The organism is Bradyrhizobium elkanii USDA 76 (genome assembly GCF_023278185.1).
In the GTDB taxonomy this organism is placed as follows: domain Bacteria; phylum Pseudomonadota; class Alphaproteobacteria; order Rhizobiales; family Xanthobacteraceae; genus Bradyrhizobium; species Bradyrhizobium elkanii.
The window spans coordinates 1,042,760-1,058,932 of record NZ_CP066356.1 but is presented as its reverse complement, the minus strand read 5'-3'; the positions used below and the strand labels follow the sequence as shown (position 1 = coordinate 1,058,932).

The window sequence follows — 16,173 nt, the reverse complement described above, 5'->3', positions numbered from 1 at the left end:
GCGATCGTGCTTTGCGCGATGACCGCCTCTGTCGCGAGCGCCGACAGCGTGGCGCGCGGATCGGCCGCCTTCCATCGCGGCGATTATGTCAGGGCGGCTCGGGAGCTCGCGCCGGCCGCCGAGCACGGCAATGCGCGCGCGCTCGGCATGCTCGGCTTCTTGTATGAGCACGGCTTCGGCGTGCCGCAGGCCTACGCAGCCGCCGCCGACTGCTACTATCGCGGCGCCGTGCAGGGCGACCCGTTCGCGCAAGCCCAGCTCGGCCTGATCTACGACAAGGGTCACGGCGTTCCGACAGATTTCGTGCTGGCCTACAAATGGCTCAATCTGGCCGCGGCCCGCTCGAACGGGCGGCAGCGCGATGCCTATCTCCGGTTCCGCGATGCGGTCGCATCCAAGCTCTCGACCTATGAGATCATTGCCGGACAGCGGTTCGCACTGGAATGGGCCCCCGATCGGCCGGCGCCGGACGTGCACCTGACCGTCAAGTAATCGCAGCTTACGAGGGCGTGCGCACGAGGCCCGCCGACACTGGCCTCGCTCGCACCTTGCGTCGCCGCAACCGCCGCCAACCGATCACGATCCCGCTGATCGAGATAATCGTGCCGACCGCCGACAGCAGCCACACCACGGCGTCGCGCGCCGGCGAGATGCGCAGCAGCAGCGGGAAGTCGAGGCTGTGCAGCGCATTGAACAGCCAGCGGTAGGACCGGCGGCTGTCGTCGCTGCGGTCGAGGATCTCGCCGGTGACGGGGGAGACATGCAACCAGGTGTGGGCGGGATCGTCGAAGCCGATCCGCAATACGGGCAGCTCGCGTGTATGGTGCAGCGTGTACCAGTAGGCGTCGGGTTGATCGAGCTGCCGCGCTGATGTCATCGCAGCGCCGGGCATTGCGTGTCGGGCGGCAGCGATGATCTCGTCGCGCGAGAGGGTCATCTGCGCGCCGGTCACAGGATCGGCGAGGCTGCGGCGGCCGTTACCATCGTCGAGCAACATCAACCTGTGTCCGCCGATCCAGACAAAGCGCGCCTCCACCGCCGGCATCGATGGCGACGACTGAAATTTCGCGACGATGTCGGGCGTGTCATGGCCGCTGTAGCCGATCGCAATCTCACGGGTGATGCCGCGAGCGGAGAACGCGCCGCCGGGATTGAGCGACAACCAGCCGCTGAACATCCAGGTCAAGACGCAGATGCCGCCGATCAGGCCGGCGATGTGATGCCAGGCCATCCAGCCGCGATAGGGCGAGACGGCGTCGCGTGCGTAGCGGCGCGTCAGCCGCAGGCGCAAAATGCCGATCCAGAAGCCGGCGACCGCGACGACAAGGCAGACACCCGAGATCCACAGCACCACGTCCCGCCACAGTGGGCCGTCCTTGCGCAGGACGGTCGGATAGATCCAGTGCGGGATCGCGCCGAGCCAGTTCCAGATACGCTCGCGACGCGTGGTGTCGAGCGCGATCTCGCCGGTGCGTGCGGAGACATAGAGCTCGGTGCCATCAGGGTCGCCGAGGCCGATCAGATAGAGCGGCCGCAACGGATCGAAGCGCGCCGTCACCGACCATTGGTCGCGCGTCACTGTTTCGATCAAGCGTGGCCGCACCGCGTGCGGATGATGGCGTGCGATGGCCAGCGCCTGGTCCGGCGTGATGCGGTCGATCACGCTGCCGTTGATCGCCGAAATCGTGATCACCTCTCCCTGCCAGCCGGTCACCCGATAGACGGGCGTGTCGTCCATCATCGCGAGCCGCAGGTCACGCGGATAACGCTCCACGCCCGCGATCGCCATCGCGCGATCGGGTGCGAGCTGCACCTTATTCCAGGGCATGACAGGGAGCGCGGCGAGGCGCTCGCTGTCGGTGAGGCGCGGAAAGGCCACGTACATCATGACGAGGCCGGAGATGAACCACATCGCGAACAGAAGACACGTCGCAATGCCGATCCAGCGATGGACGATATAGAGCCACCGCCGCCCGCGCCGGATCAGAGCGTTGCGCATGGTCAGAACTTCACGTTGACGGACAATTCGGCGGTGCGCGGCATGCCGAGCAGCCACTGCCCGGTGCCATTCGAGGTCACCGCATAAACCTTGTCGAACAGATTGTAGAGGCGGAACGCGACCGTGGTGCGGTCATCCGGCTTCCATCTGATGCCGCCATTGACCACATTGTAGCCCGGCCGCAGCTGGGTGTTGGCAAGATCGGAGTACATCGCGCCGACGATCTGCACGCCGCCATAGACCGACCAGTCGGGTGCGAAATCCCAGGTCAGCCAGACGTTCGCGACCTGCTGCGGCACGTTGACCGGGACATTGCCGTTGTAGCTGACGATCCTGCCGCCGACCACCTGGCTGTTGTTGTCGTACCTTGCGCGCAACAGCGCAAGATTGGCGTCGACACGCCAGCCGTCGCTCAGCGCGAGCCCGATCGATCCTTCGACGCCGCGCGAGGATTGCTGGCCGATCTGCAATGCCAGGCCGCCGGTGGGATTGCCGGGATCGGGAATCGTGAGCCCGGTCTTGACGATCTCGTAGGCAGCCAGCGTCCACTCGCCGCGGCCGCCCCAGAACGACCGCTTGACCCCGATCTCGGTCTGCTTGCCGGTCGCAAGCTGGAAGGTTTTCTGCGAGACGGGCAGCGAGATCAGGTTGCTGACCGGATCGACGCCGACCGCATACTGACCATAGAACGCGAGGTTCTTGATCGGCTCGTAAACAAGGCCGGCGCGCCAACTGGTCCCCGACAGCGTCGTCTCGAAACTGTTTGCCGGCGTCTTGTAGTCGGTACGGTCGACTTCGGGGCGATCATACCTGACCCCGGTGACGAGCGACAATTGATCGGTCAGCGAGAGACGATCCTCGGCGAACAGCGCGTATTGATTGACGATCGCGTTGAAGCCCGGCGTCGTCGCCGTCGTCGTCGCGAAGAACGATCCCGGATCGAACACGTAGGGATTGACCGACGACGCGCCGCCATAGGGCGAGTTGTTGGTGTGGGCGAAGTCGATCCGGTTGACGTCGAACCCGGCGACGAACTGGTTCGCAAGTCCGAACACGTGACCGCTGAACGTCGTATCCATCCGGTTGCCGAGCTGCTTCTGGTCGTGGAAAATCTCGATATAGCTCGTGCGATCGATCAGCTGGGTCTTCGGATTCCAGGTGTAGTTCTCGATGTCGCGCCAGTGCCGCTCGCTGGTCAGGTAATACAGCGTGTTGTTGACCTTGATGCCGTCGGCGACGTCCCACTCGGTCCTGAACTGGGTCCAGCTGTCCTGGTAGCGGATCACGCTGTCCAATGCGTTGTAGTTCTTGAAGCGCAGCGCGTCCTGGATCGAGCCGTTGATCAGCGGCGTGCCGAAATAACGCGACGGGCTGCGGTCGCCGTAGTCCTGCGACAGCGTGAAGGCGAGATTGTCCGACGCCTGCACCCGCACGGCAGCGGAGACCACGGCGTTCGAGGTCTTGTCGCGATCGACCCAGCCGTCCGACATGTTGCCGGTGGCGTTGACGCGGTACGACACATTGGGATTGATCGGACCGGTGCTGTCCACCGAGAGCCGCCGCGTCATGTTGCTGTCGAGCGAGACCTCGGCCTCGCTATGGGGCGTGCTCTGCGGCTTCTTCGGGATCACGTTGATGACGCCGCCGATCGCGCCCTCGCCGTACAGCACCGAGGCCGGGCCGCGCAGCACCTCAATGCGCTGCGTCGACCAGGTATCGTAGGGGAACGTCAGCGTGCCGGAGCCGATATAGAAGCGCGTGCCGTCATACAGCGTCATCACCGAGTTGCTGCCGGCAAAGCCGCGGGTGCTGAACGACAGGCCGCCATTGCCGGGCGCAGGCGTTGCGGTGAAGCCGGCCGCGTCCTGGGTGACGGCATCGAGCACGTTATGCTGGCCGCGCTCGGCGATGGTCCGCGCCGTGATGATCTCGACGCTGGCCGGCGTCTGCAGCGGCGTCAGATTGAGACGACTGCCGGTGCCGCCCTGCGTGGTGGCATTGAGCGTCGGCGATGCAGATCCCGATGCGCCTGACGCTGCGGCGCGCGGTTTGCCGCCAGCCGTCGCGGGCCTCGGCCGTGGCCGCGCCGCAGCGGCCATGTCACGGCTGCGCGCCGCAGGCTTCGGCTTTGCCGCAGCGGAAGGCGCGACCTCGATCGGGTCGAGCCTGGTTGGTGGCGGTGTTTGTGCCGAGCCTTCGGCCGGCAGCAGCAGCGATGACAGGGAGCAGACGAGACCGAGGCGCCATTTGCGCGCAACGGGAAAGGACGGAGACATCAAACGACTCGCGGTAACGTGGCACGTCACCGCGAACGCGGACTGGCGCATTGCCGAAAAGGCAGTGCTCCGATCCCACCAGGACGCCCCCGCCCGATGTGCTCGCGTGTGACCACGACTGACGGCAGGTCTCCTGGCTCACGGGTCATCGCCTGTCGACGCCTTCCCGGGCCTGATAGCCCAGTGGCAAATTGACGAAAGGCTCGCCGTTTACAGTTGCGGGGACAGCTGCGGCATTGGGGTTACCCTCGCACCGCATTCCCTTTTGATCCCCGAAGGGAACCGTCGGCAAAAACGATAGGTGGTGCCGGCAAGGCTGTCAATTCGATGCGGTCGTCGCACACATGCTTTGCGGGATGATGCTGCGGCGATGAGACAGCGGCATCTGCGGCGACGCGAAGACTTCCTAGACCCGTCATCCTGAGGAGCCGCGAAGCGGCGTCTCGAAGGATCGACGGCCACCAGCCGGGCCGTGCATCCTTCGAGACGCGCGGAGCCTGTCATCGGGCCGCGCTTTGCGCGAACCCGTTGGCGCTCCTCGGGATGACGGTGTGAGAATTGTAGGGAGCGGCCTCCCCAAGCTGTCGTCCTGGCGAAAGCCAGGACCCATAACCACCGAATTCGATTGAGAGTGCGATAGTCGCCTCAGCGTCGCACAACAACAAGCGGTTGGGGTAATGGGTCCTGGCTTTCGCCAGGACGACACTGAATACATTCACATTCTCTCAGGATGACGGATTACTCGACGCAACCTTCCATGATCGCATCAATCTCCGCGCGCGAGAGCGCACCCATCTCGGCAATGAACACGATGCGCGTGCGCGGCACGCCGGGCGACGGCACGCCACCCGCAGCCAGGGTCGCGCGGCCGCCGGCGAGTTGAAACACCGTCAGCCGCCCGGGCTGCTCCACCGTTTCGAACAATCCCTTCGCCCGCGCCAGCTTCGGCGCCAGCCTGCCGATCGCCTGCTGCAAGCGCGGCAGCAGCACCGGCCGCTCCGAGGTCCAGCTCAGCGTCTCGAACCGATCGGACGCCGGCCGTCGCGGTGCGGTCTCGCGCGGCACCGGCACATGATCGAGATCCGCCGGGAACAGCAGCGCGGCCGGCACCTCGCCATGCAAGGCATCGACCACCACGGCCGCCGGACGCACCGCGCGCACGGCGTCGCGGATCGCGACGCCCGCGGCGGCGTCAGTCAGATCGACCTTGCTCAGCGCCACCACGTCGGCCGCCCGCAGCTGCGAGCGCAGCAGCGCATCGTTCAGCATCGCCGCAGGCTGCGTCGCGTCGACCACGCACAGCACCGTCTCCAGCGGCGCCTCCTTCCAGATCACGGGATCCATCAGGTTGCGCACGATATCGGCGGGATCGGCGATCCCGCTGGTCTCGATCACGATGAATTCGGGACGCGGGTCACGCCGCAGCAGCGTCGCGAGCGTGCGCAGCAGGTCGCCCTCCAGCGTGCAGCAGATGCAGCCGTTGCTCAGGCTGACCACGCCGTCGCCGGCGCCCGCGATCAGCTCCGCGTCGATATTGATCGCGCCGAAATCGTTGACCACGGCGGCGATGCGCCGCCCTTGCGCATGCGCCAGCAGATGGTTGACGACCGTGGTCTTGCCCGCCCCGAGGAAGCCCGCGACCAGCAGGATCGGGACCGGCACCTCAGCCTCCGGTGACGGGCCGGCGCACCGGCCGGCCGGGACGCGCCGCGACATCGAGCACGCCATCGCTGATCAGCGGCTGGCCGCTGACCACGAGATGCCGCACGCCCTCCGCCGGACGATTCATCGCGGAGAAAGTCGCGCGGTCGCTCAGCGTCTCGAAGTCGAACACCACGACATCGGCGTCGGCGCCGGCCTGCAGCCTCCCCTTGGCCCGCATCGCCGGCGTGCTCGCCGACAGGATCTCGGCCGGGATCAGCGCGCATTTGCGGATGCCCTCGAGCAGCGACACTTTCTTGCGCTCGCGCACCCATTCGCGGATGAAGCGGGTGAAACAGCCCGCCGAGCGCGGATGCGAGGTGGCATCGTCGGGCAGCGGCCAGGCGTCGCCGGTGTAGGGGCGGCCGTCCGACAGCGTCCACGGCATCGCGTCGGAGGCGATCGCGCCGCCTGGATACAGCACCGCCATGTCGAGCAGATCGCGATGATGCGCGTTGTTCTCGATGTCGAGCACGTGCCACAGCACCAGGGTCGAGGGCTCTTCGGCCTGTGCCGCCAGCAGCTCCTCGCGGCTGCCGAAGCGGTGACCGTCGGTCACGCGCTGCACCGAATCGTAGCCGAGGCCGTTGCGCTCCTCGAATTTCGGATCGCTGAAGAAGGTCGCCGCCAGCACGGTCGAGCCGGTGCCGTAGGGATAGGCCTCCACCGTGATCGGTAGGCCCTGCGCCTGCGCTTTCGCGATCAGCGCGACACAGCGTTCGATATCCGTCTTGCTCGACGAGTTGAAGTGGCAGATGTGCATGTGCGCGCCGGTGGCGCCGGCATAGCCGATCAGGCGGATATAGGCTTCGGCCGCGCTCTCTGGATCGATCCGCGACATGTAGGCGACGTGGGTGAAGGTCGGCACCGCATGATCGGCCGCGAGCTGGCACACCGCGGTCAATTCCTGCACGCCGGCGCCCGGCGCATAGGCGTTGAGAATGCCGATGCCGATACCGCCCTCGTTCAGGCCGATCGCGAGGCGGTCGAGGATGCCGCCGACCTCGCCTTCGGTCGCGACGTTCTCGATCCAGCGGCGATCGCGCATCGCGGCGCCAAACGATTCCAGCGAGCTTTCCGAATTCGAACCGGTCATCGCGCCGATGCGCGCGAAGGCCCAGTTGGCGGCGGCGCCGTAGTTCAGCACCCTGCCCTTCTCGGCCTGGCGCTTGTACCAGGACGCGACCGGCAACACGCCGGCCTCGAGGTCGAGCGAGGTCGTCACCCCGTCGAACGCCTGCATGCGGTCGGCCGGAATGGTCTGGCCATGTGCGTGCAGGTCGATGAAGCCCGGCGCCACCACGAGCCCGGTCGCGTCGATCTGCCGCTCGGCGCCGCCGAGGCCGGTGCCGACCGCGGCGATCTTGCCGTCGACCACAGCCACATCGCCGATCGCGTCCATCCCGCTGGCCGGATCCACCACCCGGCCGCCGCTGATCACCAAGCCACCCATCTCGCCACTCCCCGCATTCCGAAACCGACCGGTCTCCTGTCGAGCACAGAGAAGCGCATCGCACTGATCGCAGCAAGCCGGCCAGGGTTGTGGCGACATGCTGTGACGGAATATCCGCCGCGCCGTGATGGCGATTGCAGAGTGAGGCCCTTCCTACGTTCCGGTTGCACGCCGCGGCGCCAGCCCGCGCCAGAGATCGGGGCCGGGCTTGACGCGGCTCGCCACGAGTTTCGGCGGCGTGCGGTCGTTGGCGATCGCCGCCTCGACCGCGCGCTTGAGCCTGACATTGTCGATCTGCGCCAGGAACCGCCGGATGACCGCCTCCTGATCCACGCTTTGACCGGAGATCGCCGCGCACAGCTCCGCGGTCGTCCTGCGGAAGAAATGGAAGGCGTCATCGGCCGCGCCGCCCAGCCGGTCGACCTCGCCGGCCACACCGAGCGCGTGCATCCGATCGTCGTCGTCGAGCGTCACTGCGAAGCGCAGCACGGCAAGCTGCCAGGCACGGAGCAGTTTGCTCTCCGGTTCGGTCGCATTCTCGCGCATCAGTCGAACACCCCGCGCGGCTGACTTCCTTCGGCTGTCGAGGGAGGTCAGGCGCGGCGCGACTATCCTTGCGCGGGAATAGGTTTTCGAGGGGAGCGCGCGCGCGATCGCATAGGAATCGCATAGGCGGAGCGCGCCGAGGCCCAATTCGCTCAGATCCCCTCGAACTGCAGTCGGGCCAGCCGGGCGTAAAGGCCGCCCGCGGCGACCAGCTCGGCGTGAGTGCCCTGCTCGACGATCCTGCCCTGGTCCATCACCAGGATACGGTCGCAGGACAACACGGTCGCCAGACGATGCGCGATCACCAGCGTGGTGCGGTGGCGCATCAGTTCCTCCAGCGCCGTCTGCACCAGCGTCTCGCTCTCGGCGTCGAGCGCCGAGGTCGCCTCGTCGAGCAGCAGCAGCGGCGCATCGCGCAGGATCGCGCGCGCGATCGCGATGCGCTGGCGCTGGCCGCCTGACAGCGTCACACCGCGCTCGCCGAGCTGGGCGTCGAAGCCGCCCGGCAGGCGGCGCAGGAATTCGCTGGCATGGGCGAGATCGGCGGCACGCTCGACCTCGGCGTCGCTCGCATCGGGCCGGCCGAACCGGATGTTCTCGCGGGCGCTTGCGGCGAACACCACGGAATCCTGCGGCACCAGCGCGATGCGCGCGCGCATCTCGGCCGGATCGGCCTGCCGGATCGGCACGCCGTCGAGCGAGATCGTGCCGGACTTCGGATCGTAGAAGCGCAGCAGCAGATGGAACAGCGTGCTCTTGCCGGCGCCGGACGGACCGACGATCGCGACCTTTTCACCCGATCGCACCTCCAACGACACGCCGTCGACCGCTAGCGCGTTGGGCCGGGTCGGATAGGCGAAGCTGACATTGTCGAAGCCGACATCGCCGCGCGCCGGCTGCGGCAGTGCGCGCGGCGAAGCGGGCGCCGCGATCTGCGGCCTGACGCGCAAGATCTCGAACAGCCGCTCGGCGGCGCCCGATGCGGCCGAGACCTCGCCCCAGACCTCGCTGAGCTGGCCGAGGCCGCTCGCCGCGAACGCCGTGTAGAGAATGAACTGGCCGAGCCGTCCCGGACTGATGGTCCCGACCAGCACGTCGTGCGAGCCGACCCAGAGGATCACGACGACGCTGGCGAACACGATGAAGATGACGATCAGCGTCAGCACCGCGCGCGCCTTGGTCGAACTGCGCGCGGCTTGATAGGCCTGCTCGACCTCGCCGGCAAAACGCGTCCTGGCGAGCCGCTCGCCGGTATAGGCCTGCACGGTGCGGATCGCATTGACCAGCTCCGAGGCATAGGCGCTGGCATCGGCCAGCGTATCCTGGGCGGTGCGCGACAGCCGCCGCACCCAGCGGCCGAACGCCACCAGCGGAATCACGATGATCGGGATCGCGAGCAGCACGAAGCCGGACAGCCGCGGGCTGGTGATCACCATCATCGCGGCGGCGCCGAAGAACAGCATCAGATTGCGCAGCGCGATCGATACCGACGCGCCGACCGCGGACTTGATCTGCGTGGTGTCGGCGGTGAGCCTCGACACCAATTCGCCTGATCGTGCGGAGTCGAAGAACGAGGGCGACAGCGAAATCAGATGCGCGAACACGTCGCGCCTAAGATCGGCGACGATGCGCTCGCCGATCGTCATCACGAGGTAGTAGCGCGAGGCACTGGCACAGGCGAGCACCGCGACGACCGCGATCATCACGCTGAAATAGCTGTTGATCATCGCGATGCCTTCGGGCGTGAAGCCCATGTCGATCATCCGCCGCACCGCGACCGGCACGATCAGCGTGGTGATCGCGGCGATCGTCAGCGAGATCAGCGCGAGGATCGCCCGGCCCTTGTAGCGCGCCACATAGGGCGCGAGCGCAAGCAACGGCCGCAACCGGGCACGGCTCTTCGCCGGCTCCGTGATCTGGCTCTCGATGAAGGCTTCCTCATCGAGCAACGCGTCGCGCGGGGGCTGCGGGGCGCCGCGCGGGGTCTCAAGCTGTTCGGCTACGCTCATCAATCTAGACCGGTTCTACCGCCCCCCACATAGGCCCGCCGACCCCCGGCTGGCAAATCCGGTAAAGTCCCAATCCGGTGATGGGCTTAGGCCCTTTCTTGGCTTGTTTTGGCGGGCTCCATGGGTTATAGACCCGCGCAAATCCCGTATTCCAGACATCTTGAGACGGGCGCCGGCGCGCCGAAGGAACTGTCATGAAAGCCGATATTCATCCGAATTATCATACGATTAAGGTCGTCATGACCGACGGCACCGAGTACCTGACCCGCTCGACCTGGGGCAAGGAAGGTGACACGCTGAACCTCGACATCGACCCCAAGTCGCACCCGGCCTGGACCGGCGGCACCCAGCAACTGATGGACCGCGGCGGCCGCGTCTCGCGCTTCCAGAAGAAGTTTTCGGGCTTCCTCAAGAAGGACTAAAGTCCGCTTCGCAATCGCCCTGGCGATCACGCGCAAAACGCCCCCGTCTCGGGGGCGTTTTTTTGTTTTTGGGCTGGTCCGGATTGGCGGGCTGAACGAGCCCGCGATCCTTTCGGTGCGTCGTCCTGGCGAAAGCCAGAACCCATAACCACCGCATTCGGTGATGAACGGGATCGTGGGCCCAGCATCGCGCAGCAACTCTCATTTGGGGTAATGGGTCCTGGCTTTCGCCAGGACGACACCAAATGTGTTGCCGGCTGCGAGTCATACATCCGCGCTCTCGCGACATAATCTGTCCGAGCGTTGCATTTCGTTTCGCGCTCAGGAAACAGAGGGCGAAGGGAAAGCCGCGTGCCGATCGCACCCAGCGGGCAACCGGGACCGTACCCACAAATCTTCGACGATGTCCGCTTCGCACCGACACCGATCACCCCTGCGCGACCCCAGCAATGTCGCGATCGGCCGGGTGCCGACGCACGCGGCTTCCCGCCGACCGGAGTCATTTCGTGCGCAAGGCAATCGCCTATTCGCGGCTATGAGCCGACCTTGATCACCTGCGGCACTTTCCAGCTTCCGTCGATGATCGAAGGCGCAGTGTCCCTGGGCCAGTACATTCGCAGCATCAGCACAAAATCGCCCTTGGGCGCCGGCAGCCAGTTCGTCAGCACCCGGCGACTCGTTCTGGAAGTAGAGGGTCAGCGAGCCGTCCGGATTGAACTTCGGATTGTCGCGCATGCTGACGGTGAATCTGTTCAGCGGATTGGGAACGAACCACCAGCCCTGGTCGATCATGTACATGGTGAACGACCAGAAGCCATTGACGGGCGGTGTCGCATCCTTTGCAAACGTCAATGTGTACTTGTTCGCACCGCTCAGCTTCTGTCCTGTCGAGTCCTTCTCGGTATTCGGATAGACCGCATCACGCTCCTGATTTGCGGGCCAACCGAAGGCCGCCAGCGGCTTGTCGGTCATGCTGAAGCCCGGATTGGGATTCACCGGAGGCGCGACCGGCGTGTATGGCTTGCCCCACGACGAAAGCGGCGTGATCTTGTATTGCGCCTGCAGCGCGTTGACGGCCTTGTAGTCAGCCTCTGTGCCGTCCGCATAGGTGCGACCGAGAATAACCATGTTGCGCGTCGCCGTCGCTGTTCGACCCAATCTCGTCACGGTCTAGTGTGGAGGTTTCGATCGCTTGAGCTCGGCGACCTTAAACTTCCCGGCGACCTGCAGGCTGCTGCAAAGCCACCAGGCTCTGTTTCGGTACTCGCCCAGGAACCATTTGATCTCGACGCAATCGACATAGGATTTGTAGGTGAGGTTGTCTCGGCACGTCGACGAGAACGGTCCGTATGCGAGGGCACGGTACCATACAGCCCGAGTTTGGCTACCTAGGGTTGAAGATAAATCTGCCGGTGTCTCGGGGTCGACATGGCGGCGAGAGAACGCCGATCGCTCGCGCCGTTCCGGCCTCTGCTCCTGGCCCAAAGCTGAGCTCGAACGGCTGTTGCCGATATTCGCCTTTGACCCAAAGCGATCACTTGAGCGATACCGACACGCAGCGGGATCGGATCAATTTTGCAGGACTGACGCCATTAGGTCAGCGATCCTGCCTCATAACCCCTTGTGACGAAGTTGTTGGCGCCCCCTACTCTCGATCCAGCGGCCATGCTTTGGTCAAAACTGCGTTGAGTGTTTGGCAGGGGTCATCGACATGGTGAAAATGCAATCGCCCTCCTTCGGGTGACATTGGACCGGGTGCCAGGTCGTTTCCTACCGCATTCTTGAGGTGCCCACCGCAAAGGCTTGTGATGGAACGGGCAAGGTTCGATAAGGCCGGGATTTTCGCCTTTGGCGATGCTCGGAGCGCTGTGACCTACTCGGTCGAAGTTCTTATCGTCACCGCGCTCTACGGGAGCCTTGCGGCCTCCGCACATCTCCTTCCCGCCATCAATCCAGCCGCGACACCGCTGTGGCCGCCAACCGGGGTTGCGCTCGCGCTCATGCTGCTGCGTGGGTACCGGGTCTGGCCCGCGATCCTGGTGGGCGCCGTCGCGCCTTACCTGATGACCGACCGATCGCTCCTGGAGTTTGTCGCCGCCGGGATCGGCACCCTCCTTGCTGCATTGGCCGGGACATGGCTGATCGGACGCTGGTCGAACGGTCGCCAGACGTTTGCCACGCCATCCGGTGTCGCAAAGTTTGCGAGCATTTCCCTTGCACCGACCGCGATGATCAGTTCATTCACCGCTTTGGCCGGATTCATCTTCGTCAGCGAACCGAGCTTTCCCGATTCCGTCGCCGCCGGGCTGACCTGGTGGCTTGCCGACGCAGCCGCGACCCTGGTGATTGCTCCGGTCATCGTGCTCTTGGCGATGATGCCCTTACGGGTTTCCCCCAGGTGGGATCTGCTGGAATCGATCGCAGTTATCGCTCTCGCTGGTCTCATTGGGATCGTGGCCTACAGCCCGCTCATCGGCAGCGACCTCATCAGCGACGAGCTCAACGTGCCGTTGCCGCATCGCGGCCTGCTGGGCTTTCTGGTTTTGCTCCCGTTGATCTGGACCAGTCTGCGCGGCAATCGATGCACCGCGGCCACGGCTGCGCTCATTTTCACCGGAATGGCAGTCTGGGGGTTCGCGTTCGGTAATGATCCGTTTCCGAAAACGGATCCGAACGCAGCGTTGTTGTCACTGCTCGTGCTTACGATCAGCGTATCGGCGCCCCCTCTTGCCCTGGCTGCGGCAATTGCCACGCGCCAGACCACGGAAGCCCATCTGCTTTCCGTGCAGGACCAACTGAACGGTCAACTTGAACGGAACGCTTTGGCGCTCGACAGCATCAGACGGCACTTCCAAACCCTTATCGAAGGCGTCGTCGACTATGCGATTTTTGCGCTTGATCGGGAAGGACACGTTACGAGCTGGAATAGCACCGCTCAAAAGATCATCGGCTACACCTCGGAAGAAATCATAGGCAAGCATTTTGGCATATTTTATCGGCCGGATGAACGCCGTGCGGGTTCGCCGACACACGCGCTGGAGACGGCAACCGAAAGAGGCAAGTACGACGTAGAGGGTTGGCGCATCAGAAAGAACGGGACGCCGTTCTTCATCACCGGCTCGGTCTCGTCGAGCCATGATGACGCGGGAAATCTGATCGGCTTTATCAGTATTCTGCGCGACGCAACCGAGCGACGCGACGCGGAGGAGAAGCTGGTTCAGGCACGCGAGCAGCTCGCGATGTCGCAGAAAATGGAGGCAATCGGCAAGCTGACCGGCGGGATTGCACACGACTTCAACAATCTATTGATGATCATCGGGGGCAGTGCCCAGATCTTCACTCGCCTGCTCGATCCAAAACTGCCCAAGGCAATTGAAGCCATACAGACCGCGGCCAAACGCGGCGAGAGCCTCACCCGCCAGTTGTTGACGTTCTCTCGTCATCAGCATCTCAGCCCGACGGTCGTCGACCTGAATGCGTCCATCAAGAACATGCGGACCATGATCGAGAGCTCGCTGCGCGGGAACATCGTGTACAACGAAAACGTCGGCGAGGGCGTAGCGTCGGTCAAGGTGGACCTCGCCGAGCTGGAACTTGCGATCGTCAACATCGCCGTCAATGCGCGCGATGCCATGCCGAGCGGCGGCACGTTCACCTTATCCGTCCATGCGGTGACCGCGAACCAGGAAACCGGCGGCGATCGCCGCGCAAAGGCCTTCTTTGCGATAGCCCTTAGCGATACCGGCACCGGCATTCCGCCAAACCTGCTGTCCAAGATGTTCGATCCGTTCTTCACGACCAAGGAGGTCGGCAAGGGTACCGGGCTCGGCTTGTCCCAAGTCTATGGTTTCGCGCACCAGGCCGGCGGAACGGTGACGGCGGACAGCAAGGTTGGGCAGGGAACGACGATTACGATCTACCTGCCGTCCTGCGCAGACGAGCAAATCACCAGTAAAGAGCTGGCCGCTGCCAGAGCAAGATCAAGGCAACCGCAGCGGCAGACGGTTCTCATTGTCGACGACAGCCCCGAAGTGGCGGATGTGACATCCTCGCTGTTCGAGCATCTGGGCTATGACACGATCTATCGAGATTCGGCCGAAGCGGCGCTGAAATTGCTCGAAGCCGGTACAAAGATCGATCTCGTCTTCAGCGATATCGTGATGCCCGGGACCATCGATGGCGTCGGGCTCGCGAGAGAAGTCAGGTCGCGATATCCCGGTTTGCCGATCGCCCTTACAACCGGCTACAGCGATGCCGCAAAAGCAGCTCCACCAAGTCTGAAAATACTCCGCAAGCCGTTCGATACCGAGGCGCTGAGAGATTTTATCCACGATCTTGCGCCGCCGCGACCGACGCGATCGTCCGGCACGCCCATGGCGTCAAGCACGACCGAAGCCGTGCGCAGAAATTGACCGACCGCGCCATTGCAGAAGCGGCTCGTCGCGCAGCTTGGCGAGGCGTTGATCCGCACCATCGCCGCTGATGGACATGACTGCTGCTAGCGATCCTGGAAAGCCAGCCGCGCGCCGAGCGCGACCAGGATGCTGCCGCCGATCCGCTGCATGACGCGCTGCGACCGCTTCGAGCGCTGCAGCTTCGACATCACGGCGCTGGCGAAAAACACGCAGACGATATCGACCGCCGAGAAGGTCAGATTGACCGTTGTGCCGAGCAGAAACAGCTGGGCCCAGACCGGCAGGCCGGCCGACGCATCGACGAATTGCGGCAGGAACGCCAGGAAGAAGATCGCGGTCTTCGGATTGAGCACCTCGACGACGATGCTTTGCGCGAAGGCGCGCTCCGCGGAGAGCGGCGCAAGCGTGGGGCGCTTTGCATTGTCGCGGTCGCGGAACAGCGACAGCCCGAGCCAGACCAGATAGGCCGCACCGGCAAGCTTCATCGCCATGAACAGCGGCGGCACCGCATGAAACAGCAGAGCGAGGCCGGCCGCCGCGGCGACGACATGGACATAGCCGCCGAGATGCAGCCCGAGCGAGGCCATCAGCCCTGCGCGCCTGCCGCCCGCCAAGGTGCGGGCCGCGGCGTACAGCATGGCAGGACCCGGGATCAGCGCGAAGGTTGCGGTCGTGATCGCGAAGGCGAGATACAATTCCATCGGGCGCGTTCGTCTCAGTTCCCAGGGATCATCGCCGCGACCTCGCGGTCGACCGGATCGTCGCTGGCGCCAAGACCCGCGATGACGCCGGCGCGATCCTCGAGCTTGCGGTTCTGGCTCATCTTCTTCTTGGCGTCGATCCGCGTGATCGGCATCCGGAAGCCGACGATGCCGCGCAGCTGCGCCTTGATGAAATCATCCGGCGCATCGCTGACCTGCCAGGCTTCCTGGCGCGACTTCTCGTGCAATTCGGTCAAGCGAGTCACGACGTCGCGCAGGCGGTCGGCATCCTCGAAGAACTCGGCGGAACCATAGGCGTGCACGGCGAGGTAATTCCAGGTCGGCACCACCTTGCCGTGCTCGGCCTTGGTCGCGTACCAGGACGGCGTCACATAGGCGTCGGGCCCCATGAAGATCGCCATCGCCTCGCCGACCGCGGGCAGCTTCCACTGCGGATTGGGCCGCGCGACGTGACCGTACAGCGTGCCGCAGTCGCCCTCGTTCTCATCGAGGATCAGCGGCAGCGGCGTTGCGATCAGGCCATCGGCGGTTGCGGTGACCAGCGTCGCGAGCTTTGCGGCCCGCATCGCGGCGTGGATCGGACCGAGCTCATCGATCTTGAAGTGCGGCGGCAGGTACATCGCGAACCTC

General features: G+C 64.8%; 12 protein-coding genes and 1 riboswitch. Of the genes, 3 read left to right on the top strand and 9 right to left on the bottom strand.

Translation table 11 applies throughout. The features are described from left to right. The first annotated feature begins 18 nt into the window (after positions 1 to 18). Positions 19 to 492: a tetratricopeptide repeat protein gene (locus JEY66_RS05000; RefSeq protein WP_016845238.1), complete on the top strand. Its 474-nt coding sequence runs from the start codon at positions 19 to 21 to the stop codon at positions 490 to 492. A 7-nt stretch (positions 493 to 499) separates the two neighbouring features. Here JEY66_RS05000 and JEY66_RS04995 read toward each other — a convergent pair whose 3' ends face one another. The 6 genes from JEY66_RS04995 to JEY66_RS04970 form a co-directional block, all read right to left on the bottom strand. Beyond that, positions 500 to 1,999: a PepSY domain-containing protein gene (locus tag JEY66_RS04995; RefSeq protein WP_016845237.1), complete on the bottom strand. Its 1,500-nt coding sequence runs from the start codon at positions 1,997 to 1,999 to the stop codon at positions 500 to 502. A gap of 2 nt (positions 2,000 to 2,001) precedes the next feature. After that, positions 2,002 to 4,275, bottom strand: coding sequence for a TonB-dependent receptor (locus tag JEY66_RS04990; protein WP_016845236.1), 2,274 nt, complete (start codon positions 4,273 to 4,275; stop codon positions 2,002 to 2,004). Positions 4,276 to 4,381: 106 nt separating this feature from the next. Continuing rightward, positions 4,382 to 4,577: riboswitch (cobalamin riboswitch) on the bottom strand. Positions 4,578 to 5,013: 436 nt separating this feature from the next. Next, complete coding sequence (locus JEY66_RS04985) at positions 5,014 to 5,937, bottom strand: CobW family GTP-binding protein (protein ID WP_026191892.1); 924 nt, start codon at positions 5,935 to 5,937, stop codon at positions 5,014 to 5,016. A 1-nt stretch (position 5,938) separates the two neighbouring features. Beyond that, positions 5,939 to 7,429: an amidohydrolase family protein gene (locus tag JEY66_RS04980; RefSeq protein WP_018268972.1), complete on the bottom strand. Its 1,491-nt coding sequence runs from the start codon at positions 7,427 to 7,429 to the stop codon at positions 5,939 to 5,941. Positions 7,430 to 7,582: 153 nt separating this feature from the next. Then, a complete protein-coding gene (locus tag JEY66_RS04975) occupies positions 7,583 to 8,122 on the bottom strand; it encodes a hypothetical protein (RefSeq protein WP_016845232.1) in 540 nt (179 codons plus the stop codon). A gap of 5 nt (positions 8,123 to 8,127) precedes the next feature. Then, entirely contained in the window at positions 8,128 to 9,984 is a 1,857-nt protein-coding gene (locus tag JEY66_RS04970) for an ABC transporter ATP-binding protein/permease (protein WP_018268973.1), read from the bottom strand. 194 nt (positions 9,985 to 10,178) lie between these two features. Here JEY66_RS04970 and rpmE point away from each other — a divergent pair, with 194 nt between their 5' ends. Continuing rightward, positions 10,179 to 10,406 carry a 50S ribosomal protein L31 gene (gene rpmE, locus JEY66_RS04965; protein WP_016845230.1) on the top strand — a complete coding sequence of 76 codons (228 nt, stop codon included), beginning with the start codon at positions 10,179 to 10,181 and terminating at the stop codon, positions 10,404 to 10,406. A gap of 321 nt (positions 10,407 to 10,727) precedes the next feature. On the opposite strand, the gene JEY66_RS04960 is transcribed toward rpmE, so the two are convergent. After that, positions 10,728 to 11,534 (bottom strand): DUF1214 domain-containing protein, encoded by an 807-nt coding sequence (locus JEY66_RS04960; protein WP_026191893.1) that lies wholly within the window; start codon positions 11,532 to 11,534, stop codon positions 10,728 to 10,730. Between the two features lie 680 nt (positions 11,535 to 12,214). On the opposite strand from JEY66_RS04960, the gene JEY66_RS04955 reads away from it, so the two are divergent. Then, the gene (locus tag JEY66_RS04955; protein WP_016845229.1) at positions 12,215 to 14,818 is read left to right on the top strand and encodes an MASE1 domain-containing protein; all 2,604 of its coding nucleotides are present in this window, start codon (positions 12,215 to 12,217) and stop codon (positions 14,816 to 14,818) included. Positions 14,819 to 14,904: 86 nt separating this feature from the next. On the opposite strand, the gene JEY66_RS04950 is transcribed toward JEY66_RS04955, so the two are convergent. Both JEY66_RS04950 and JEY66_RS04945 read right to left on the bottom strand, forming a co-directional pair. Beyond that, positions 14,905 to 15,522, bottom strand: a complete 618-nt coding sequence (locus tag JEY66_RS04950) for a LysE family translocator (RefSeq protein ID WP_018268974.1) — start codon at positions 15,520 to 15,522, stop codon at positions 14,905 to 14,907. Between the two features lie 14 nt (positions 15,523 to 15,536). Then, the gene (locus JEY66_RS04945; protein ID WP_016845228.1) at positions 15,537 to 16,163 is read right to left on the bottom strand and encodes an FMN-binding negative transcriptional regulator; all 627 of its coding nucleotides are present in this window, start codon (positions 16,161 to 16,163) and stop codon (positions 15,537 to 15,539) included. Positions 16,164 to 16,173: the final 10 nt, after the last annotated feature.

Coding starts and splice junctions, on each gene's coding strand:
- JEY66_RS05000 (WP_016845238.1), top strand. CDS start 19: ATGACCGCCTCTGTCGCGAGCGCCGACAGCGTGGCGCGCGGATCGGCC.
- JEY66_RS04995 (WP_016845237.1), bottom strand. CDS start 1,999: ATGCGCAACGCTCTGATCCGGCGCGGGCGGCGGTGGCTCTATATCGTC.
- JEY66_RS04990 (WP_016845236.1), bottom strand. CDS start 4,275: ATGTCTCCGTCCTTTCCCGTTGCGCGCAAATGGCGCCTCGGTCTCGTC.
- JEY66_RS04980 (WP_018268972.1), bottom strand. CDS start 7,429: ATGGGTGGCTTGGTGATCAGCGGCGGCCGGGTGGTGGATCCGGCCAGC.
- JEY66_RS04970 (WP_018268973.1), bottom strand. CDS start 9,984: ATGAGCGTAGCCGAACAGCTTGAGACCCCGCGCGGCGCCCCGCAGCCC.
- rpmE (WP_016845230.1), top strand. CDS start 10,179: ATGAAAGCCGATATTCATCCGAATTATCATACGATTAAGGTCGTCATG.
- JEY66_RS04960 (WP_026191893.1), bottom strand. CDS start 11,534: ATGGTTATTCTCGGTCGCACCTATGCGGACGGCACAGAGGCTGACTAC.
- JEY66_RS04955 (WP_016845229.1), top strand. CDS start 12,215: ATGGAACGGGCAAGGTTCGATAAGGCCGGGATTTTCGCCTTTGGCGAT.
- JEY66_RS04950 (WP_018268974.1), bottom strand. CDS start 15,522: ATGGAATTGTATCTCGCCTTCGCGATCACGACCGCAACCTTCGCGCTG.
- JEY66_RS04945 (WP_016845228.1), bottom strand. CDS start 16,163: ATGTACCTGCCGCCGCACTTCAAGATCGATGAGCTCGGTCCGATCCAC.